Genomic DNA, 21083 nt, shown 5'->3' with positions numbered 1-21083 from the left:
AGTCCAAGCTCAAATTTCCATCGGATTACGGCCACAAGGCCGCTGTAGAGGCGAAATCATGAAGACAACCCTCGACTTGCCTCTTTTGCCATTGCGCGATGTCGTTGTTTACCCGCACATGGTTATCCCGCTGTTCGTGGGGCGTGAAAAGTCCATCGAGGCCCTCGAGGCCGCGATGACCGGTGAGAAGCAAATCCTTTTGCTGGCTCAGAAGAATCCCGCTGACGATGATCCAGGCGAAGACGCCCTGTATCGGGTCGGCACCATCGCTACCGTCCTGCAGTTGCTGAAATTGCCCGATGGCACCGTCAAGGTGCTGGTCGAGGGCGAGCAGCGCGGTGCTGTCGAGCGTTTTGTCGAGGTCGAAGGGCACATCCGTGCCGAGGTCGCCCTGATCGATGAAACCGAAGCCCCTGACCGCGAATCCGAAGTGTTCGTGCGCAGCCTGCTGTCCCAGTTCGAGCAATATGTCCAGCTCGGCAAGAAGGTTCCTGCCGAAGTCCTGTCTTCCCTCAACAGCATCGATGAGCCTGGTCGCCTGGTGGATACCATGGCGGCGCACATGGCGCTGAAGATCGAGCAGAAGCAGGAAATCCTCGAGATCATCGACCTGGCCGCCCGTGTCGAGCACGTGCTGGCACTGCTGGATGCAGAGATCGACCTGTTGCAGGTCGAGAAGCGCATTCGCGGGCGGGTCAAGAAGCAGATGGAGCGCAGCCAGCGCGAGTACTATCTGAATGAGCAGATGAAGGCCATTCAGAAAGAGCTCGGCGATGGTGATGAAGGTCATAACGAAGTCGAAGAGCTGAAGAAGCGCCTCGATGCCGCCGGCCTGCCCAAGGATGCCTACGCCAAGGCCCAGGCCGAGCTGAACAAGCTCAAGCAGATGTCGCCGATGTCGGCCGAAGCCACCGTGGTGCGTTCGTACCTCGACTGGCTGGTGCAGGTGCCGTGGAAGGCTCAGAGCAAGGTACGCCTGGACCTGGCCAAGGCCGAGGAAATCCTCGATGCCGACCACTATGGGCTGGAAGAGGTCAAGGAGCGGATCCTCGAATACCTCGCGGTGCAGAAGCGGGTGAAGAAGATCCGTGGACCGGTACTCTGCCTGGTGGGACCGCCTGGGGTGGGCAAGACCTCCCTGGCCGAGTCCATCGCCAGTGCCACCAACCGCAAGTTCGTGCGCATGGCCCTCGGTGGTGTGCGTGACGAAGCCGAGATCCGCGGCCACCGCCGCACCTACATTGGTTCGATGCCGGGTCGCCTGATCCAGAAAATGACCAAGGTCGGGGTGCGCAACCCGCTGTTCCTGCTTGATGAAATCGACAAGATGGGCAGCGACATGCGCGGCGATCCGGCCTCGGCGCTGCTGGAAGTGCTCGATCCCGAGCAGAACCACAATTTCAACGATCACTACCTGGAGGTCGATTACGACCTGTCGGACGTGATGTTCCTCTGTACCTCCAACTCGATGAACATCCCGCCGGCGCTGCTGGACCGGATGGAAGTGATCCGTCTCCCGGGCTACACCGAGGATGAGAAGATCAACATCGCGGTGAAGTACCTGGTGCCGAAGCAGATCAAGGCCAATGGCCTGAAGAAAGGCGAGCTGGACGTGGAGGTCGCGGCGATCCGCGACATCATCCGCTACTACACCCGCGAAGCCGGTGTGCGTGGCCTGGAGCGGCAGATCGCCAAGGTCTGCCGCAAGGTGGTCAAGGAATACACCGGGCAGAAGCAGGCCCAGGTCAAGGTCGGCAGCGACCAGCTTGAGCACTTCCTCGGCGTACGCAAGTTCCGCTACGGCCTGGCCGAGCAGCAGGACCAGGTCGGCCAGGTCACCGGCCTGGCCTGGACCCAGGTGGGCGGCGAGTTGCTGACCATCGAGGCGGCGGTGATTCCGGGCAAGGGTCAGTTGATCAAGACCGGTTCCCTTGGCGACGTCATGGTCGAATCGATCACGGCCGCGCAGACCGTGGTGCGCAGCCGTGCGCAAAGCCTGGGTATCCCGGCTGATTTCCACGAGAAGCGCGACACCCACATCCACATGCCGGAAGGTGCGACGCCAAAGGATGGTCCAAGTGCCGGTATCGGCATGTGCACCGCCCTGGTTTCCGCGCTGACGCAAATCCCGGTGCGTGCCGATGTGGCGATGACCGGTGAAATCACCCTGCGTGGCCAGGTCCTGGCGATCGGTGGCCTGAAGGAAAAATTGCTGGCCGCACACCGTGGCGGAATCAAGACCGTGATCATTCCGGAAGAAAACGTGCGTGATCTGAAAGAGATTCCTGACAATATAAAGCAGGATCTTCAGATTAAGCCGGTTAAATGGATTGACGAAGTCCTCCAAATTGCGCTGCAATACGCCCCGGAGCCCTTGCCGGATGTGGCTCCCGAGATCGTTGCCAAGGATGAAAAACGCGACGGTGATTCAAAGGAACGAATCAGTACGCATTGAAAGTATTTAGCTGGGTGGCCCGCCTGACTGTTTTCCAGGTCCTTGCCATTAAAAGGCACTCAAGTGTCACGGGCCATTCAGCGTTGATTGAATTTACATAGTTAGAAACAAACTCAAAATAGAGATAAGGGGACTTAGAGTGAACAAGTCGGAACTGATTGACGCTATCGCTGCATCTGCTGATATTCCAAAAGCTGCCGCCGGCCGTGCGCTGGACGCAGTCATCGAGTCCGTCACCGGTGCCCTGAAGGCCGGTGATTCCGTGGTTCTGGTTGGCTTCGGTACCTTCTCGGTCACCGACCGTCCTGCTCGTACCGGTCGCAACCCGCAGACCGGCAAGACTCTGGAAATCCCAGCTGCCAAGAAGCCTGGCTTCAAGGCTGGCAAGGCACTGAAAGACGCGGTCAACTAAGACGCTTTTTTCAGGCTTCAGCCTGGTCGGGCCGGTTCCCGCGACTGGCCCGTAGGCGGAGTGGAGAGGAAAAAGAGTTCCTCTGCTCCGTCTGTTACGAGAAGGCGCATCCCCGGATGCGCCTTTCTTCTATCAGGACTCTACCCACGCTCCGCGGTTGTGCAGCCGCCACAGCCGTTTCTGGGGGACGCATGCTGCAAAATATCAGGGACAATTCACAAGGTTGGATTGCCAAGACCATCATCGGTGTCATCGTGGTACTGATGGCGCTGACCGGCTTCGATGCCATCTTCCAGGCCGTCAGCCACGACAAGGATGCTGCCAAGGTCAACGGCGACACCATCAGCCAGAACGAGCTGAGCCAGGCCGTCGATACCCAGCGTCGTCAACTGATGCAACGGCTGGGCAAGGATTTCGATCCTTCCTTGCTGGACGACAAGATGCTGCGCGAAGCGGCACTCAAAGGCCTGATCGAGCGCCAACTGCTGCTGCAGGGCGCGAGTGATGCCAAGTTCGCCTTCTCCGAAGCTGCACTCGACCAGGTGATCCTGCAGACCCCTGAATTCCAGGTGGATGGCAAGTTCAGCGCCGAGCGTTTCGACCAGGTCATTCGCCAACTGGGTTACGGCCGCATGCAATTCCGCGACATGCTCGCCCAGGAAATGCTGATCGGTCAGCTGCGTGCCGGTCTGGCCGGCAGCGGTTTCGTCACTGACGCCCAGGTCGACGCTTTCGCCCGTCTGGAAAAGCAGACTCGTGACTTCGCCTCGCTGACCTTCAAGGCCGACCCTGCCGCCGTCAACGTAACCGACGAGCAGATCAAGGCCCACTACGACCAGCATGCCAAGGAGTTCATGAGCCCCGACCAGGTCGTGATCGACTACATCGAGCTCAAGAAGGCGGCGTTCTTCGACGCGGTCAAGGTCAACGACGACGAGCTCCAGGCGCTGTACCAGAAGGAAATCGCCAACCTCGCCGAGCAACGCCATGCCGCGCATATCCTGGTCGAGGTCAATGACCAGCAGGATGAAGCCAAGGCCAAGGCCCGCCTCGACGAGATCCAGCAGCGCCTGGCCAAGGGTGAAGACTTCGCCACGCTGGCCAAGGAGTTCTCCCAGGACCCTGGTTCGGCCAACAATGGCGGTGACCTTGGTTTCGCTGGCAAGGGCGTCTATGACCAGGCCTTCGAAGACGCGCTGTATGCGCTGAACAAGGACCAGGTTTCCGCTCCGGTGCGTACCGAGTTCGGTTTCCACCTGATCAAGCTGCTGGGTGTGCAGGCGCCGGAGGTGCCTACCTTCGCCAGCCTGAAGGACAAGCTGACCCGTGAACTGAAGACCCAGCAGGTCGAGCAGCGCTTCGTCGAAGCGACCAAGCAATTGGAAGACTCGGCGTTCGAAGCCTCGGACCTGGCCCAGCCGGCCCAGGACCTGGGCCTGAAGGTGCAGACTTCCGCGCCGTTCGGTCGTGAAGGTGGCGATGGCATCACTGCCAACCGTCAGGTGATCCAGGCGGCGTTCAGCCCTGAAGTGCTGGACGAAGGCTCCAACAGCTCGGCGATCGAGCTGGATCCCGAGACCGTCGTGGTGGTCCGTGCGAAGGAACACCGCAAGCCCGCGCAACTGCCGCTGGAAGCCGTTTCCGGCCCGATCCGCGACCATCTGGCCCAGGAGCAGGCGACCGCTGCCGTGAAGAGCAAGACCGATGCCCTGGTGGCGGGTCTGCGCGATGGCAGCATCCCTTATACGGCAACGCAGGAAGGCCAGGCCTGGAAGGTTCAGGAAGCGGCTACCCGGATGCAGGAGGGTGTCGACCCGGTTGCACTGCAGGCGCTGTTCCGCATGGGCAAGCCTGAGGCCAAGGACAAGGCGGTGTATTCCACCGTCACCCTGGCGGATGGCAGCGTCGTCGTCCTGCGCCTGAATGGCGTCAACGAAGGCAGCGCGGCGAGCGAGCAGGAGAAGGGCGAGTACCGCCGCTACCTGGCTTCGCGTGCCGGCCAGCAGGACTTTGCGGCTTATCGCAAGCAGCTGGAAGCCAAGGCGGAGATCACTCGTTACTGAGTGTTCCCACCGCAATGAAAAAGGCCGCGCAAGCGGCCTTTTTCATGTGCTGGATTCAATGGCCTCATCGCCGGCAACGCCGGCTCCCACAAGGTTCGGTGGTGCACACAATACCTGTGGGAGCCGGCGTTGTCGGCGATGAGGCCCGAAAGAGCGACAACAAAACACCAGGCAAAAGAAAAGGCCGCATCAGCGGCCTTTTCTCGTTTCCCGAAGTCTTACTCCGAGATATCGCCCATGGCGGTAGTGTTGAAGCCACCGTCCACGTACATGATTTCACCGCTGACACCCGACGCCAGGTCGGAGCAGAGGAAGGCGCCGGCGTTGCCGACTTCGTCGATGGTGACGTTGCGACGCAGCGGAGTCTGGGCTTCGTTGGCCGCGAGCATCTTGCGGAAGCTCTTGATGCCGGAAGCGGCCAGGGTGCGGATCGGGCCCGCGGAGATGGCGTTGACGCGAGTGCCTTCCGGGCCGAGGCTGCCGGCCAGGTAGCGAACGCCGGCTTCCAGGCTGGCCTTGGCCATGCCCATGACGTTGTAGTTCGGCATGGTGCGCTCGGCGCCCAGGTACGACAGGGTCAGCAGGCTGCCATTGCGGCCTTTCATCATGTCGCGACCGGCCTTGGCCAGGGCCACGAAGCTGTAGGCGCTGATGTCGTGGGCAATGCGGAAGCCTTCGCGAGTGGTGACTTCGGTGAAGTCGCCGTCGAGCTGGTCGCCCGGAGCGAAGCCTACGGAGTGGACGATGCAGTCCAGGCCGTCCCACTTCTTGCTCAGTTCCTCGAAGACCTTGGCGATGTCGTCATCGTTGGCAACGTCGCAAGGGAAGCACAGCTCAGGGTTGGAGCCCCAGCCAGCGGCGAACTCTTCGACGCGGCCCTTGAGCTTTTCGTTCTGGTAGGTGAAGGCAAGTTCTGCACCCTCGCGATGCATGGCGGCAGCGATGCCGGATGCGATGGACAGTTTGCTGGCGACACCGACGATCAGTACGCGCTTACCGGCGAGAAAACCCATGTGTTGTTCCTCTTCAGGTTATATCGACAGCCGTGGGAGCCAAAAAGGCGGCTTCCAGCAGCTGCTGTGTATAGGAATGTTGTGGTGCAGCAAAAATCTGTGCGGCCGGACCTTGTTCCACCACCTGACCCTGCTTGACCACCATCAACTGGTGGCTGAGCGCCTTGACCACCGCCAGGTCGTGGCTGATGAACAGGTAGGTCAGGTTGTACTTGGTCTGCAGCGCGCGCAGCAGTTCCACTACCTGGCGCTGAACGGTGCGGTCGAGCGCCGAAGTGGGCTCGTCCAGCAGGATCAGCGCCGGTTTCAATACCAGTGCCCGGGCAATGGCAATCCGTTGTCGTTGGCCTCCGGAAAACTCGTGAGGGTAGCGGTGCCGGGTTTCCGGGTCCAGACCTACTTCCCTGAGTGCCTCCATGATGGCCTGTTCCTGTTCCGCCTCCGTGCCTATCCGATGAATGCGCAGGCCTTCCCCGACGATATCGCTCACGCACATGCGCGGGCTGAGGCTGCCGAAGGGGTCCTGGAACACCACCTGCATCTCCCGCCGCAGCGGGCGTACCTGCTGCTGGCTCATGCCATCCAGCCGCTGGTTCTCGAAGCGGATGGCGCCCTGGCTGGCGATCAGCCGCAGGATCGCCAGACCCAGCGTAGACTTGCCCGAGCCACTTTCGCCAACGATCCCGAGGGTCTGGCCCTGGGGCAGGCTGAAGTTGATGCCGTCCACCGCCTTTACATGGTCCACGGTGCGGCGCAGCAGGCCTTTCTTGATCGGGAACCAGACGCGCAGGTCCTCGACTTCCAGCAATGGCGCGCCTTCCGGGTTGCCGGCCGGCCCGCCACTGGGCTCGGCGCCGAGCAGCATTTTCGTGTACGGATGCTGCGGAGCGCGGAACAGTTCTTCACACGACGCCTGTTCGACGATGCAACCGCGCTGCATGACACATACGCGGTGCGCAATTCTTTTCACCAGGTTCAGATCGTGACTGATCAGTAACAGCGCCATGCCCAGTTTGGCCTGCAAATGCTTGAGCAACTCCAGGATCTTCAACTGGACGGTGACGTCCAGGGCCGTGGTTGGCTCGTCGGCGATCAGCAGCTCCGGCTCGTTGGCCAGGGCCATGGCGATCATCACCCGTTGCCGTTGGCCGCCAGACAGTTCGTGGGGCAGGGCCTTGAGGCGCTTGACCGGGTCGGGGATGCCGACCAGTTCCAGCAGCTCCAGGGTCCGCGCGGTGGCTTCCTTGCCGCGCAGGCCCTTGTGCAGCATCAGCACTTCGTTGATCTGCTTCTCGATGTTGTGCAGCGGGTTCAGCGAGGTCATCGGTTCCTGGAAGATCATGGCGATGCGGTTGCCCCGGATATGGCGCATCTTCTTCTCGTCCAGGTGCAGCAGGTCCTGGTTGTCGTAGCGGATGGTCCCGGCCGGATGGCGGGCCAGCGGATAGGGCAGCAGGCGCAGGATCGAGTGGGCGGTGACCGATTTGCCCGAGCCGCTTTCGCCGACCAGGGCCAGGGTCTCGCCGCGGCGGATATCGAAGTTCACGCTCTCCACCACGCGTTGCTGTTGCGTGCCGCTGACGAACTCGACGGCGAGGTCGCGCACTTCGATCAAGGTGTCCGTGTTCATCTTATTTCCTCGGGTCGAAGGCGTCGCGAGCGGATTCGCCGATAAATACCAGCAGGCTCAGCATCAGCGCCAGTACGGCAAAGGCGCTGATGCCCAGCCACGGCGCCTGCAGATTGGACTTGCCCTGGGCGACCAGCTCGCCCAGCGACGGCGCGCCCGGCGGCAGGCCGAAGCCGAGGAAGTCGAGGGCCGTCAGGGTGCCGATGGCGCCGGTGAGGATGAACGGCAGGAAGGTCATGGTCGAGACCATGGCGTTGGGCAGGATATGCCGGTACATGATCGCCGCGTTCTGCATGCCCAGCGCCCGTGCTGCACGCACGTACTCCAGGTTGCGCCCACGGAGGAACTCGGCGCGCACCACGTCCACCAGGCTCATCCAGGAGAACAGCAGCATGATGCCCAGCAGCCACCAGAAGTTGGGTTGCACGAAGCTGGCGAGGATGATCAGCAGGTAGAGCACCGGCAGGCCCGACCAGATCTCCAGGAAGCGCTGTCCGGCCAGATCCACCCAGCCGCCATAGAAGCCCTGCAGGGCGCCGGCGATCACGCCGATGATGGAACTGAGCACGGTCAGGGTCAGGGCGAACAGCACCGAGATGCGGAAGCCGTAGATCACCCGCGCGAGCACGTCGCGGCCCTGGTCATCGGTGCCCAGCCAGTTCTGCGCCGAGGGCGGGGCAGGGGCCGGGACCTTGAGGTCGTAGTTGATGCTCTGGTAGCTGAACGGAATCGGCGCCCAGACCACCCAGCTCTGCTTTTTCTCCAGCAGGTCGCGGATATACGGGCTCTTGTAGTTGGCTTCGAGGGGGAACTCACCACCGAAAGTGGTTTCAGGGTAGCGCTTGAACGCCGGGAAGTAGAACTCGCCGTCGTAGCGCACCACCAGCGGTTTGTCGTTGGCGATCAGCTCGGCGCCCAGGCTCAGGCCGAACAGGATCAGGAACAGCCACAGCGACCACCAGCCGCGGCGGTTGGCCTTGAAGCGCTCGAAGCGGCGGCGGTTGAGAGGGGACAGGTTCATCTCAGTGCTCCCGGCTTTCGAAGTCGATGCGTGGATCGACCAGGGTGTAGGTCAGGTCGCCGATCAATTTCACCACCAGCCCGAGCAGGGTGAAGATGAACAGGGTGCCGAAGACCACCGGGTAATCGCGGTTGATCGCCGCTTCGAAGCTCATCAGGCCGAGGCCGTCGAGGGAGAAGATCACCTCCACCAGCAGCGAGCCGGTGAAGAAGATGCCGATGAAGGCCGAGGGAAAGCCGGCGATCACCAGCAGCATGGCGTTGCGGAATACGTGACCGTAGAGCACGCGATTCGGCGTCAGGCCCTTGGCCTTGGCGGTGACCACGTACTGCTTGTTGATCTCGTCGAGGAAGCTGTTCTTGGTCAGCAGGGTCATGGTGGCGAAGTTGCCGATGACCAGAGCGGTGATCGGCAGTGCCAGGTGCCAGAAGTAGTCACCGATCTTGCCCCAGGTGCTCAGCTCGTCGAAGTTGCTCGAGGTCAATCCGCGCAACGGGAACCAGTCCAGGTAACTGCCGCCGGCGAACACCACGATCAGCAGGATGGCGAAGAGGAAGGCGGGAATGGCGTAGCCGATGATGATCGCCGAGCTGGTCCACACATCGAAATGGCTGCCGTGCCGGGTGGCCTTGGCGATCCCCAGGGGGATCGACACCAGGTACATGATCAGGGTGCTCCATAGCCCGAGGGAAATGGACACCGGCAGCTTCTCGGCGATCAGGTCGACCACCTTGGCATCGCGGAAGAAGCTGTCGCCAAAGTCCAGCTGGGCGTAGTTCTTGACCATGATCCACAGGCGTTCCGGTGCCGACTTGTCGAAGCCGTACATGCGCTCGATCTCCTTCACCAGCGCCGGGTCCAGGCCTTGCGCGCCGCGGTAGTTGGAGCCGGCCACCGAGACTTCGGCGCCGCCGCCGGCGATCCGGCTGGTGGCGCCTTCGAAGCCTTCGAGCTTGGCGATCATCTGTTCCACCGGGCCGCCGGGCGCGGCCTGGATGATGATGAAGTTGATGATCAGGATGCCGAACAGGGTCGGAATGATCAGCAGCAGGCGTCGCAGGATATAGGCCAGCATCTCAGTGGTCCCCGTTCGCGGTGGCGTCTTCAGGCGCCTCCGGGGTAGCGGGTTTCACCTCGGGCTTGACCCACCAGGTATTGATGCCGATGTCGTACTTGGGCGGTGTTGCCGGGTGGCCGATGTGATTCCAGTAGGCCACGCGCCAGGTCTTGATATGCCAGTTCGGCACCACGTAGTAGCCCCACAGCAGCACGCGATCGAGGGCGCGGGTATGGGCGACCAGGCTCTGCCGCGAGTCGGCATTGATCAGCGATTCCACCAGGCTGTCCACCGCCGGGTCCTTCAGGCCCATGTAGTTGCGGCTGCCGGGATTGTCGGCGCTGCCGGTCTGCCAGAACTCCCGCTGCTCGTTGCCCGGGGAGTTGGACTGGGGGAAGCCGCCGACGATCATGTCGAAGTCCCGCGAACGCAGGCGGTTGATGTACTCGGCGACGTCGACGCGGCGGATAGTGAGGGTGATGCCGAGGTCGGCGAGGTTGCGCTTGTAGGGCAGGAGGATGCGTTCGAACTCGGTCTGGGCGAGGAGGAACTCGATGGTCAGCGGCTTGCCCTGGGCATCCACCATCTTGTCGTTCTCGATGCGCCAGCCGGCTTCCTGCAGCAGCTTGTAGGCCTGGCGTTGCTGGTCGCGGATCATGCCGCTGGCATCGGTGACCGGGTTCTTGAATGCCTCGGTGAACACCTGCTCGGGGATCTGGCCGCGCAGTGGCTCCAGCAGTTTCAGCTCATCCGGCCCCGGCAGGCCCTGGGCGGCCATTTCCGAGTTCTCGAAGTAGCTGCCAGTGCGGGTGTAGGCGCCGTTGAACAGTTGCTTGTTGGTCCATTCGAAGTCCAGCAGCAGGCTCAGCGCCTGGCGCACCCGCACGTCCTGGAACACCGGGCGGCGCAGGTTGAACACGAAGCCCTGCATGCCGGTCGGGGTGCCGTTGAGGATTTCTTCGCGAATCAGGCGTTTTTCCCTTACTGCAGGGATGTTGTAGGCCGTTGCCCAGTTCTTCGCGCTGGTCTCGAACCAGTAATCGAACTGCCCGGCCTTGAGGGCCTCGAGCGCCACGGTGTTGTCGCGGTAGTAGTCGACGCTGATGGTGTCGAAGTTGTAGAAGCCGCGGTTGATTGGCAGGTCCTTGCCCCAATAGTTCTTGTCCCGCACCAGGCGGATGGAACGCCCCGGCTTGACCTCGCCGACCTTGTACGGCCCGCTGCCCACCGGGATCTCCAGGCCGCCCTTGGTGAAGTCCTTGCCTTCCCAGAAGTGCTTGGGCAGTACCGCGATCTGGCCGAGGATCAACGGCAGTTCACGGTTGTTGCTGTGCTTGAACTTGAACAGCACCTTGAGCGGGTCTTCGGCGACCACTTCGGCGACGTCGGCGTAATAACCGCGGAACAGCGGGGCGCCGCTTTTCATCAGGGTGTTGAAGGTAAACACCACGTCCTCGGCGCGGACCGGCGTGCCGTCCTGGAAGCGTGCTTCCGGGCGCAGGTAGAAGCGCACCCAACTGTTGTCCGGGGCTTTCTCGATCTGCCTGGCGAGCAGGCCGTATTCGGTGAACGGCTCGTCCAGGCTCGCCCGGGCCAGGGTGTCGTAGACCAGGTCGATATTGTCCGCCGGCACGCCCTTGCTGATGAACGGGTTGAGGCTGTCGAAGCTGCCGAATCCGTTTTCGCGGAAGATGCCGCCCTTGGGCGCATCCGGGTTCACATAGTCGAAGTGCTTGAAGTCCGCCGGGTACTTCGGTGCTTCGTTGTACAGGGTCACGGCATGCTGCGGCGCGGCCAGGGCCGGCAGGCTCAGGCCGGCCAGCAGCAGGCCGCCGAGCATCAGGCGCAAACGGGGCATCGGCATCATTGGGCGTTCTCCGAAGGCTTGAGCCACCAGCTGTTCAGCCCCAGGGTGTAGGGCGGCGTGGTGACGAAGGCGAACCGGTTGCGGTAGGCCAGGCGGTGATAGTCGAGATACCAGTTGGGAATCATGTAGTGCTGCCACAGCAGGACCCGATCCAGGGCGCGGGTGGCCGCCACCTGGTCATCGCGGGTCTGGGCGGCGAGCAGGGCGTCGAGCAGGTGGTCGACCACCGGGTCGTCGACGCCAGCATAGTTCTTGCTGCCCTTGGTGCTGGCCTGGCTGGAGTGGAAGTATTGCCATTGCTCCAGTCCGGGGCTGAGGGTCTGGGCCATGGTCATCAGGATCATGTCGAAGTCGAACTGATCCAGACGCTGCTTGTACTGGGCGCGGTCGACGGTGCGCAGGCGCGCGTCGACGCCGATGCTGGCAAGGTTCTCCACATAAGGCTGGAGAATGCGTTCCAGGTTGGGATTGACCAGGAGAATCTCCAGCTTCAGCGGCTGGCCGTTGCTGTTGAGCAGGCGCTGGCCGTTGAGTTTCCAGCCGGCCTTGCCCAGCAGCTCCAGGGCCCGGCGCAGGTTGTCGCGGCCGATACCGCGGCCATCGGTCTGACTGACGGCGAAGGGCTTGGTGAACAGGGCAGCGGGCAGTTGATCACGATAGGGCGCCAGCAACAGCCATTCCTTGCCCACCGGCAAACCCTCGGCGCTGAACTCGCTGTTGGGGTAGAAGCTGGTGGCGCGCCGATAGGCGCTGCTGAAAAGGGCGCGGTTGGTCCATTCGAAGTCGAACATCAGGCCCAGTGCCTCGCGCGCGTGGCGATCGGCGAAGGCGGCGCGCCGGCTGTTCATGAACAGGCCCTGGGTCTGGGTCGGGATCTGGTGCTTGATCTGCGCCTGGATCACCTGGCCGCGGCGAACCGCCGGGAAGTTGTAGCCGTTGGCCCAGTTCTTCGCCTGGTGCTCGATATAGATGTCGAACTCGCCGGCCTTGAAGGCTTCGAAGGCCACGTCGCTGTCGCGGTAGAACTCGTACTCGACGCGGTTGAAATTGTACTTGCCGCGATTGACCGCAAGGTCCTTGCCCCACCAGTCCTTGACCCGCTCGAACACCAGGCGCCGGCCCGGCTGGACCTCGGTGATGCGATAAGGGCCGCTGCCCAGCGGCGGCTCGAAGGTGGTGGCCTTGAAGTCGCGATCTTTCCAATAGTGCTGTGGCAGTACCGGCATTTCGCCAAGGCGCAGGATCAGCAGGGGGTTGCCGGCACGCTTGAAGACGAAGCGGATTCGCAGCGGATTGAGCACATCGACCCGTGCCACTTCCTGGAGGTTGGTGCGGTAGATCGGGTGGCCTTCCTTGAGCAGGGTGCGGTAGGAAAACGCCACATCCGCGGAGGTAATAGGCTTGCCATCGTGGAAGCGTGCTTCCGGGCGCAGGTTGAACACCACCCAGCTGCGGTCTTCGGCGTACTCCACCGAACGGGCGATCAGCCCGTAGCTGGAGGTGGCCTCGTCCCCGGACGGATCATATTGGCCGGTGCCGACCATCAGGGTTTCGTTGAGCTCGTTGACCCCGTATTGCAGGAAGTTCGGTGTGGTCACCGGACTGCTGCCCTTGAAGGTGTAGGGGTTGAGGGTGTCGAAGGTGCCGAACGCCATCGCGCGCAAGGTACCGCCCTTGGGCGCTTGCGGATTGACCCAGTCGAAGTGGGTGAATTTGGCTGGGTACTTGAGCGTGCCGAACTGGGCGTAACCGTGACTCTCGGTGATGGTCGCGCCTGCGGGAAAGCTCAAGACCAGGCTGAGTGACAGCAGGAGGGGACGTATCAAGTCGGCGATCCGGTCCAGGCGGCTTGGGCTTTATGCGTCCTACAGTAACAGCTTGTATCGACAGGAAAAAGAGCGCATCCGTGGCGTCTGGCACCGCCCTCGGGCGGTGCCTTCCTTATATCAGTGAGGCAGGTAGACGGTCAGGGTCTGACCGGGCTTCAGCGCCTGGCCGCTACGCGGATTCCAGCGCTTGAGGTGCTGCATTTCGACGTTGAAGCGTTTGGCGACCAGATACAGCGAATCGCCCTTGCGCACCTTGTATTGGGTCGCGCGCTGCTTGTTGCTGGAGGCAGGAGCAGGCTTCGATGCGGAGGCCAGCTTGATCGCTGGCTGGCTGCTTTGCATGACCAGGGTCTGGCCGGCGGTCAGGCGATTGCCCTTGAGCTTGTTCCAGCGCTGCAGGTCCTTGACGCTGACCCGGTTGGCCTGGGCGATGCTGCCCAGGCTGTCGCCGCGCTTGACCCGGTAGCGCACGCTACGCGCTGGCGGGGCCTTGGCTTCGGCCAGGGCGGCCTCGAACACGGCAGCCTTGGGCTGCAGGGCCAGCAGCTCCTCGGGCTTCATGCTCGACAGGCTGCTGGTCAGCAACTGCGCCTTGGCGGTCGGTACCAGCAGCTGGTGCGGGCCATCCACGGTCATGCGCTTCTTGAAGGCCGGGTTCAACTGGAACAGTTCGTCCTCGTCGATCTCCGCCAGGGCGGCGACCCGCGACAGGTCGAGGCGGTCCTTGATGGCCACCGCTTCGAAGTAGGGTTCGTTGGCGATCGGGTTGAGGTTGACGCCGTAGGCGTCCGGGGTCAGCACCACCTGGGACAGGGCCAGCAGCTTCGGCACGTAGTCACGGGTTTCCTGGGGCAGTGGCAGGTTCCAATAGTCGGTGGGCAGGCCGACGCGCTCGTTGCGCTCGATCGCCCGGCTGACCGTGCCTTCGCCGGCGTTGTAGGCCGCCAGGGCCAGCAGCCAGTCGCCATTGAACATGTCGTGCAGGCGGCTCAGGTAGTTCAGTGCGGCGTTGGTCGAGGCGGTGATGTCGCGACGGCCATCGTAGAAATTGGTCTGGCGCAGGTTGTAGTGCCGCCCGGTGGACGGAATGAACTGCCACAGGCCGACTGCATGGGCGCGGGAGTAGGCCATCGGGTTGTAGGCGCTCTCGATGGCCGGGAGCAGGGCCAGTTCCAGCGGCATGTCGCGCTCTTCGAGGCGCTCGACAATGTAGTGGATATACAGGCTGCTGCGGTCGCCTGCGGTCTGCAGGAAGCTCGGGTTGCTGGCGAACCACAGGCGCTGCTGCTCGATACGCGGGTTCACGCCGATATCGTCCTGCAGCTGGAAGCCCTGGCGAATGCGTTCCCAGACGTCCTGTGGCACCTGCTCCGCGGGCTTGGCCTGGACGAACACAGGCTTGTGCTTCACGCGGGGCTGGACGTGGACGCGAACGCTTTCGTCGTCACCCAGGTGACTGGTGCTCTGGCAGCCCACGAGGGTGGCTGTCAGGCCGAGCGCGACGGCCTGTGCCAGGCGCGTCAGGGCGACGGATTTGAAGGTTCTGCGGCGATTGGACGACATTGGCTGGGAGAGAGTTCCGGGCGAAAATGTCGGGCGATTCTAGAAAGCGCCCCCAACCGGGTCAACCTTTCAGAACTGTGCAGTCATCAAGCGGCAATCCTTAGAACCTATCCTTCCAAGCCCGCAACCCAGCAAAAACAGCACTTGGCGTAGGGTTTAAGGCGCCGGTCCGTTCGTCTGCTTTTTCTTTAACGGATGTTTCGTCGACCCGTAAAAAGGGGTTGGTCAGCCGCTCCAGCTCGATGGTTGATGGCAACGTGATGCGATTTTCCGCGCGCAAGCGGGAAACTTCCTCGAACCGTGCGAGAACCTGCGGATTGTTCGGCTCGACGGCACAGGCGAAGCGCATATTGCTCAGGGTGTATTCGTGGGCGCAATACACCTCGGTGGCCCCGGGCAGGGCCGCCAGGCGCTGCAGCGAGCGGTGCATCTGCTCCGGCGTGCCCTCGAACAGACGGCCGCAGCCGGCCGCGAACAGGGTGTCGCCGCTAAACAGCAGGGGCGTCTCCGGTTGGTCGCTGAAATAGGCGATATGCCCGAGGGTATGGCCGGGCACCGCGAACACCTGGAAATCGGTATCCAGGACCCGGACCACGGCGTTGTCTTCCAGGTCTACGTCACGCGCCGGAATGCGTTCGCTGGCCGGCCCGCTGACCCGCGCCCCGGTCCTGGCCTTGAGGGCCTCGACGCCGCCGACGTGGTCGTTGTGATGATGGGTGATCAGGATATCTTCCAGGCGCCAGTCCGGATGGGCTTCGAGCCACGCCAGCACCGGTGCCGCGTCGCCCGGATCGATCACCGCGCAGCGGCGGCTGGCGGGATCCTGCAACAACCAGATGTAGTTGTCATTGAAAGCGGGCAAGGCTTCTATCTGTATCATCGAGCGATTCGCCAAACGTGGGACAAGGGTGCATCTTAGTAGCTATGTGTCCCGTCGAGAACCTTCCAGGGAGAACGCAATGACCGATCAAGCCTTCGCCCAGGCCGATCCTGAGTGGCTCGAACTGATCAGCCTGGCCCGTGACTGGTTCGCCGGTCCGCTGGGGCAATTGATGCTCGCCGAAGAGCAGCGCCTTCTGGAGGACGAGCTTGGCCGCTATTTCGGCGGCTACCTGGTGCATTACGGGCCTGGCGCCGAGCCGCCGCCCACCGCGCCGCAGGTGCAGCGCAACGTGCGCCTCGGCGCGCCGCTGCCTGGGGTGGAGATCGTTTGCGAGGAACAGGCCTGGCCGTTGAGCGAGCACGCGGCCGACGTGGTGGTGCTGCAGCATGGCCTGGACTTTTCCCTGTCTCCCCACGGGCTGCTGCGCGAGGCGGCCAGCAGCGTGCGTCCCGGCGGGCATCTGCTGATCGTCGGGATCAACCCCTGGAGCAGTTGGGGCGTGCGCCGGGTCTTCGCCCATGACGCGCTGCGCAAGGCGCGCTGCATCTCGCCATCGCGGGTTGGTGACTGGCTCAACCTGCTCGGTTTCGCGCTGGAGAAACGCCGGTTCGGGTGCTATCGTCCGCCGCTTGCCTCACCGGCCTGGCAGGCCCGCCTGGCGGGTTGGGAGCGGTTGGCCGGACGCTGGCAAGGCTCCGGCGGCGGTGTCTACCTGCTGGTGGCGCGCAAGATGGTGGTCGGCCTGCGCCCGCTTCGCCGCGAGCGCCGCGAGCCAATGGGCAAGCTTCTGCCGCTGCCGCTGGCCAAGGTCAACCGCCAGGCGCCGCACCCGGAAGGCAGACCCTTCAACGATGAAAAAGGCTGTACATGAGCGATAGCGTAGAGATCTACACCGATGGCGCCTGCAAGGGCAATCCGGGCCCTGGCGGCTGGGGCGTCCTGATGATCTACAAGGGCGTCGAGAAGGAGCTCTGGGGCGGCGAACGCGAGACCACCAACAACCGCATGGAGCTGATGGCGGCGATCAAGGGCCTCGAGGCGCTGCGCCGCGAGTGTGACGTGTTGCTGGTGACCGACTCGCAGTACGTGATGAAAGGCATCACCGAATGGATGACCAACTGGAAGAAACGCGGCTGGAAAACCGCGGCCAAGGAGCCGGTGAAGAACGCCGACCTCTGGCAATTGCTCGACGAGCAGGTCAATCGACACAAGGTCAAGTGGCAGTGGGTGCGTGGGCATATCGGCCATCATGGCAACGAGCGCGCCGACCAGTTGGCCAATCGCGGGGTCGACGAGGTTCGCGGCGTGCGCTGAGCGCGTGCCGATGAATCTCCGGGACGCCGCGGCGAAGCTGGGTTAAGATTCGTCGCTTTGAGCAACACGGCAGGAGAGCACCGGCGTGGATTTGCAGAACAACAGGTCGGTAGTCCTCGATACCGAAACCACCGGTATGCCGGTAACCGATGGCCACCGGGTCATCGAGATCGGCTGCGTCGAACTGATTGGCCGCCGCTTGAGCGGGCGCCATTTCCACGTCTACCTGCAGCCGGACCGCCCGAGTGACGAAGGCGCCATCGGCGTCCACGGCATCACCGATGCCTTCCTGGTGGGCAAGCCGCGTTTCGCCGAAGTCGCCGACGAGTTCTTCGACTTTATCCAGGGCGCGCGCCTGGTCATCCACAACGCGGCGTTCGACGTCGGCTTCCTCAATAACGAATTCGCCCTGATCGGCCAGCAGGATCGCGCCGATCTGTCGCAGTATTGCGACATCCTCGACACCCTGGTGATGGCCCGCGAGCGTCATCCGGGCCAGCGCAACAGCCTCGATGCCTTGTGCAAACGCTACGGCATCGACAACTCCGGCCGTGAACTGCACGGCGCCTTGCTCGACTCCGAGTTGCTGGCGGATGTCTTCCTGGCCATGACCGGTGGCCAGACCAGCCTTTCGCTGGCTGGCAACGATGGTGAAGGCGAGGGCGCCGCCAATCAGGGCAGCGAGATCCGCCGGTTGCCTGCGAGCCGTCAGGCCGGGCGGATCATTCGCGCTACGCCGGAAGAACTGGAAGCCCATGTCGCGCGCCTCGAGGCCGTGGCCAAGTCGGCCGGTGGCCCGGCGCTGTGGCAACAACTTCAATAAAATCTTGAGGTCCTGCACGAACCTTGTGGGAGCTGGCTTGTCGGACCGCCGCACCGCAGCGATGACGTCGGTGAATCCACTACCGCTATCGCTGGCAAGCCAGCTCCCACAGGGTCCGCGCCGTGCTTTCGAACGGGTTAATGGCATCAGTCCCCAAGGCATTTCCCGCACGTGATGGCGGCGACCTTCTACCCTGAGATGAACGGCCCACGAGGCCCGTCGCAGGAACAAGGTAGCGCCGCCCATGTACAAGGATCTCAAGTTCCCCGTTCTGATCGTTCACCGTGATATCAAGTCCGACACCGTAGCCGGCGACCGCGTCCGCGGTATCGCCCAGGAGCTGGCGCAGGATGGCTTTACCATCCTCAGCGCCGTGGATTACGCCGAAGGCCGCCTGGTCGCGGCGACCCATCATGGCCTCGCCTGCATGCTGATCGCTGCCGAAGGCGCAGGCGAAAATACCCACCTGTTGCAGAACATGGTCGAGCTGATTCGCCTGGCCCGGTCCCGGGCACCTCATCTGCCCATATTCGCCCTGGGCGAGCAGGTCACCCTGGAAAATGCCCCGGCCGATGCCATGAGCGAGCTGAACCAGTTGCGCGGCATCCTCTACCTGTTCGAAGACACCGTGCCTTTTCTCGCCCGTCAGGTCGCCCGCGCCGCGCACAACTACCTCGACGGTTTGCTGCCACCCTTCTTCAAGGCGCTGGTACAGCACACCGCGCAGTCCAACTATTCCTGGCACACACCCGGCCATGGCGGCGGGGTGGCTTATCGCAAGAGCCCGGTCGGGCAGGCGTTCCACCAGTTCTTCGGGGAGAACACCCTGCGTTCCGACCTGTCGGTCTCGGTGCCTGAACTGGGCTCGCTGCTGGACCACACGGGCCCGCTGGCGGAGGCCGAAGCCCGCGCAGCGCGCAACTTCGGCGCCGACCACACCTTCTTCGTGATCAACGGCACTTCGACAGCGAACAAGATCGTCTGGCACTCGATGGTGGGGCGCGACGATCTCGTGCTGGTGGACCGCAACTGCCACAAGTCGGTGCTGCACGCGATCATCATGACCGGCGCGATTCCTCTGTACCTGTGCCCGGAGCGCAACGAGCTGGGCATCATCGGCCCGATCCCCCTCAGCGAATTCAGTCCCGAATCGATCCAGGCCAAGGTCCTCGCCAATCCGCTGACCCGTGATCGCGAGCCGCGGGTGAAGATGGCGGTGGTGACCAACTCCACCTACGACGGCCTTTGCTACAACGCCGAGATGATCAAGCAGACCCTGGGCAACAGTGTCGAGGTCCTGCATTTCGACGAGGCCTGGTACGCCTACGCGGCCTTCCATGAATTCTTCGCCGGGCGTTATGCCATGGGCACCTCGCGCAGCGACGATAGCCCTTTGGTCTTCAGTACCCATTCCACCCACAAGCTGCTCGCCGCCTTCAGCCAGGCGTCGATGATCCATGTGCAGGATGGCGGTCGCCGGCAACTGGACCGCGACCGTTTCAATGAAGCCTTCATGATGCATATCTCCACGTCGCCGCAGTACAGCATCCTCGCTTCGCTGGATGTCTCCTCGGCGATGATGGAAGGGCCGGCGGGGCGTTCGCTGCTGCAGGAGATGTTCGACGAGGCCCTGAGCTTCCGCCGTGCATTGGCCAACCTGCGTGAGCACCTGGCTGCCGAGGATTGGTGGTTCAGCGTCTGGCAGCCGCCGCGGGTCGAAGGCATCCATCGCGTCGCCACCGAGGACTGGCTGCTCGAGCCCCAGGCGCACTGGCACGGCTTCGGCGACGTCAGCGAGGACTACGTGCTGCTCGACCCGATCAAGGTGACCCTGGTCATGCCTGGCCTGGACGCCGGAGGCAGCCTGGACCGCCATGGCATCCCGGCGGCAGTGGTCAGCAAGTTTCTCTGGGAGCGCGGGCTGGTGGTGGAGAAGACCGGGCTGTATTCCTTCCTGGTGCTGTTCTCGATGGGGATCACCAAGGGCAAGTGGAGCACCTTGCTCACCGAGTTGCTGGAGTTCAAACGCAACTATGACGCCAACACCGAGCTGAGCCAGTGCCTGCCCTGTGTCGCTGGCCTGGACCCGCAGCGCTATCGCGGCATGGGCTTGCGCGATCTCTGTGATGAATTGCACGCCTGCTATCGCAGCAACGCCACCGCCAAGCAGCTCAAGCGCCTTTACACGCGCCTGCCGGAAGCGGTGATGAAACCGTCGATGGCCTACGACAAGCTGGTTCGCGGCGACGTCGAAGCCGTGCCCATCGAGCAACTGCTGGGGCGCGTCGCGGCGGTGATGCTGGTCCCGTATCCGCCGGGCATCCCGTTGATCATGCCTGGCGAGCGCTTCACCGAGGCGACCCGGTCCATTCTCGATTACCTCGCTTTCGCCCGCGCCTTCGATACCGGTTTCCCCGGATTCGTCGCCGATGTGCATGGTCTGCAACATGAGGAAATAGAAGGAGTACGGGTCTACACCGTGGACTGCGTCAAGGAGTAGCGGACCCGGCTGGCGGCCAGGTGCTAGAATCCGCCGCTTGAATTCAGGAGGTAGACGCGTGCGCAAAGTGGCGATGGTAATGGCAGTCCTGGCCCTGGCCGGCTGTAACAACGATGCCGAGCGGGTTCACAAGCAGGTTGCCGAGCACTTGCAGAACCCCAAGACGGCCAAGTTCGCCAACGTGCGGTTCAACACCCAGGGCGACATCTGCGGCCAGTTCCGTGGCAAGGACGACAGCGGCAACTACCTGCCGTATCGCAGCTACGTGGCGATCAAGAACGGCGCGGATTACAACATCATCATCGACGAAACCGGCAACGACCTGCGCATCCGTGAAGTGTGCGGCGGTGCCGACCTGCAGCGCCGCGCCGAGGCCATCGCCAACGAGCCGGCGCCGCAGGGCTGGGATGTGGAGATCGTCCAGGGCCCGAACATGGGCGCCCTCAGCGACATCACCGCGCGCCTGATCGAGAAGGGCATTCCTTCTTCCGTGGTCTACCGCAACGAGAAGCCCGTGGTGTTGCTTGGCCCGTTCATGGACAAGGCCGAAGCCGAAGCCAGCAAGAACGACGTGATGGCCCGCCTGGGTACCGACTCGGTGGTCATCCAGCACGACGCGCCGCGATAGACCTGTCCATTGCGCCCCTGCCAGC

Annotated in this window: 16 protein-coding genes; 8 read left to right on the top strand and 8 right to left on the bottom strand. The window is 63.0% G+C overall.

What is annotated here, in order from left to right; all coding sequences use genetic code 11:
• Nucleotides 1-58 precede the first annotated feature (58 nt).
• The 3 genes from lon to PSEMO_RS07245 all read left to right on the top strand — a co-directional run bounded on the left by lon (nucleotide 59) and on the right by PSEMO_RS07245 (nucleotide 4930).
• Nucleotides 59-2455 carry an endopeptidase La gene (lon, locus tag PSEMO_RS07255; RefSeq protein ID WP_075802445.1) on the top strand — a complete coding sequence of 799 codons (2397 nt, stop codon included), beginning with the start codon at nucleotides 59-61 and terminating at the stop codon, nucleotides 2453-2455.
• 139 nt (nucleotides 2456-2594) lie between these two features.
• Nucleotides 2595-2867, top strand: a complete 273-nt coding sequence (locus PSEMO_RS07250; RefSeq protein ID WP_075802444.1) for an HU family DNA-binding protein — start codon at nucleotides 2595-2597, stop codon at nucleotides 2865-2867.
• Between the two features lie 191 nt (nucleotides 2868-3058).
• Nucleotides 3059-4930 carry a SurA N-terminal domain-containing protein gene (locus PSEMO_RS07245; RefSeq protein WP_075802443.1) on the top strand — a complete coding sequence of 624 codons (1872 nt, stop codon included), beginning with the start codon at nucleotides 3059-3061 and terminating at the stop codon, nucleotides 4928-4930.
• Nucleotides 4931-5148: 218 nt separating this feature from the next.
• Here the strand turns inward: PSEMO_RS07245 and fabI are convergent, their stop codons facing one another.
• The 8 genes from fabI to gloB all read right to left on the bottom strand — a co-directional run bounded on the left by fabI (nucleotide 5149) and on the right by gloB (nucleotide 15790).
• The gene (fabI, locus tag PSEMO_RS07240; RefSeq protein ID WP_075802442.1) at nucleotides 5149-5943 is read right to left on the bottom strand and encodes an enoyl-ACP reductase FabI; all 795 of its coding nucleotides are present in this window, start codon (nucleotides 5941-5943) and stop codon (nucleotides 5149-5151) included.
• A 13-nt stretch (nucleotides 5944-5956) separates the two neighbouring features.
• Nucleotides 5957-7573, bottom strand: a complete 1617-nt coding sequence (locus PSEMO_RS07235) for an ABC transporter ATP-binding protein (protein ID WP_075802441.1) — start codon at nucleotides 7571-7573, stop codon at nucleotides 5957-5959.
• Nucleotide 7574: 1 nt separating this feature from the next.
• The gene (locus PSEMO_RS07230; protein WP_075802440.1) at nucleotides 7575-8594 is read right to left on the bottom strand and encodes an ABC transporter permease; all 1020 of its coding nucleotides are present in this window, start codon (nucleotides 8592-8594) and stop codon (nucleotides 7575-7577) included.
• Nucleotide 8595: 1 nt separating this feature from the next.
• Nucleotides 8596-9669, bottom strand: a complete 1074-nt coding sequence (locus PSEMO_RS07225; protein ID WP_075802439.1) for a microcin C ABC transporter permease YejB — start codon at nucleotides 9667-9669, stop codon at nucleotides 8596-8598.
• A 1-nt stretch (nucleotide 9670) separates the two neighbouring features.
• Nucleotides 9671-11518 (bottom strand): extracellular solute-binding protein, encoded by a 1848-nt coding sequence (locus PSEMO_RS07220; RefSeq protein ID WP_075802438.1) that lies wholly within the window; start codon nucleotides 11516-11518, stop codon nucleotides 9671-9673.
• Nucleotides 11515-13344 carry an extracellular solute-binding protein gene (locus PSEMO_RS07215; protein WP_075802437.1) on the bottom strand — a complete coding sequence of 610 codons (1830 nt, stop codon included), beginning with the start codon at nucleotides 13342-13344 and terminating at the stop codon, nucleotides 11515-11517. Before PSEMO_RS07215 ends, PSEMO_RS07220 begins: the two co-directional genes overlap by 4 nt.
• 120 nt (nucleotides 13345-13464) lie before the next feature.
• Nucleotides 13465-14910, bottom strand: a complete 1446-nt coding sequence (locus tag PSEMO_RS07210; RefSeq protein WP_075802436.1) for a lytic transglycosylase domain-containing protein — start codon at nucleotides 14908-14910, stop codon at nucleotides 13465-13467.
• A gap of 100 nt (nucleotides 14911-15010) precedes the next feature.
• Nucleotides 15011-15790 carry a hydroxyacylglutathione hydrolase gene (gloB, locus tag PSEMO_RS07205; protein WP_075802435.1) on the bottom strand — a complete coding sequence of 260 codons (780 nt, stop codon included), beginning with the start codon at nucleotides 15788-15790 and terminating at the stop codon, nucleotides 15011-15013.
• A 79-nt stretch (nucleotides 15791-15869) separates the two neighbouring features.
• Here gloB and PSEMO_RS07200 point away from each other — a divergent pair, with 79 nt between their 5' ends.
• The 5 genes from PSEMO_RS07200 to PSEMO_RS07180 all read left to right on the top strand — a co-directional run bounded on the left by PSEMO_RS07200 (nucleotide 15870) and on the right by PSEMO_RS07180 (nucleotide 21058).
• Entirely contained in the window at nucleotides 15870-16664 is a 795-nt protein-coding gene (locus tag PSEMO_RS07200; protein WP_075802434.1) for a methyltransferase domain-containing protein, read from the top strand.
• On the top strand, nucleotides 16661-17107 hold the full coding sequence (gene rnhA / locus PSEMO_RS07195) for a ribonuclease HI (protein ID WP_075802433.1): 447 nt from the start codon (nucleotides 16661-16663) through the stop codon (nucleotides 17105-17107). The genes PSEMO_RS07200 and rnhA overlap by 4 nt, the downstream gene beginning before the upstream one ends.
• An 85-nt stretch (nucleotides 17108-17192) precedes the next feature.
• On the top strand, nucleotides 17193-17930 hold the full coding sequence (gene dnaQ / locus PSEMO_RS07190; RefSeq protein ID WP_075802432.1) for a DNA polymerase III subunit epsilon: 738 nt from the start codon (nucleotides 17193-17195) through the stop codon (nucleotides 17928-17930).
• A 244-nt stretch (nucleotides 17931-18174) separates the two neighbouring features.
• Nucleotides 18175-20430, top strand: coding sequence for an Orn/Lys/Arg family decarboxylase (locus PSEMO_RS07185; protein WP_075802431.1), 2256 nt, complete (start codon nucleotides 18175-18177; stop codon nucleotides 20428-20430).
• A gap of 58 nt (nucleotides 20431-20488) precedes the next feature.
• Nucleotides 20489-21058: an SPOR domain-containing protein gene (locus PSEMO_RS07180; protein ID WP_075802430.1), complete on the top strand. Its 570-nt coding sequence runs from the start codon at nucleotides 20489-20491 to the stop codon at nucleotides 21056-21058.
• Nucleotides 21059-21083: the final 25 nt, after the last annotated feature.

It is taken from the genome of Pseudomonas putida (assembly GCF_001941965.1).
GTDB classification, from domain to species: domain Bacteria; phylum Pseudomonadota; class Gammaproteobacteria; order Pseudomonadales; family Pseudomonadaceae; genus Aquipseudomonas; species Aquipseudomonas putida_L.
This window is presented reverse-complemented; position numbering and strand designations above follow the sequence as displayed.

Bases quoted from the DNA above. Each gene is read 5' to 3' on its own strand.
- lon (WP_075802445.1), top strand. From the start codon at position 59: ATGAAGACAACCCTCGACTTGCCTCTTTTGCCATTGCGCGATGTCGTT.
- gloB (WP_075802435.1), bottom strand. From the start codon at position 15,790: ATGATACAGATAGAAGCCTTGCCCGCTTTCAATGACAACTACATCTGG.
- PSEMO_RS07225 (WP_075802439.1), bottom strand. From the start codon at position 9,669: ATGCTGGCCTATATCCTGCGACGCCTGCTGCTGATCATTCCGACCCTG.
- PSEMO_RS07210 (WP_075802436.1), bottom strand. From the start codon at position 14,910: ATGTCGTCCAATCGCCGCAGAACCTTCAAATCCGTCGCCCTGACGCGC.
- PSEMO_RS07220 (WP_075802438.1), bottom strand. From the start codon at position 11,518: ATGATGCCGATGCCCCGTTTGCGCCTGATGCTCGGCGGCCTGCTGCTG.
- PSEMO_RS07185 (WP_075802431.1), top strand. From the start codon at position 18,175: ATGTACAAGGATCTCAAGTTCCCCGTTCTGATCGTTCACCGTGATATC.
- PSEMO_RS07235 (WP_075802441.1), bottom strand. From the start codon at position 7,573: ATGAACACGGACACCTTGATCGAAGTGCGCGACCTCGCCGTCGAGTTC.
- PSEMO_RS07245 (WP_075802443.1), top strand. From the start codon at position 3,059: ATGCTGCAAAATATCAGGGACAATTCACAAGGTTGGATTGCCAAGACC.
- PSEMO_RS07230 (WP_075802440.1), bottom strand. From the start codon at position 8,594: ATGAACCTGTCCCCTCTCAACCGCCGCCGCTTCGAGCGCTTCAAGGCC.
- PSEMO_RS07200 (WP_075802434.1), top strand. From the start codon at position 15,870: ATGACCGATCAAGCCTTCGCCCAGGCCGATCCTGAGTGGCTCGAACTG.
- rnhA (WP_075802433.1), top strand. From the start codon at position 16,661: ATGAGCGATAGCGTAGAGATCTACACCGATGGCGCCTGCAAGGGCAAT.
- fabI (WP_075802442.1), bottom strand. From the start codon at position 5,943: ATGGGTTTTCTCGCCGGTAAGCGCGTACTGATCGTCGGTGTCGCCAGC.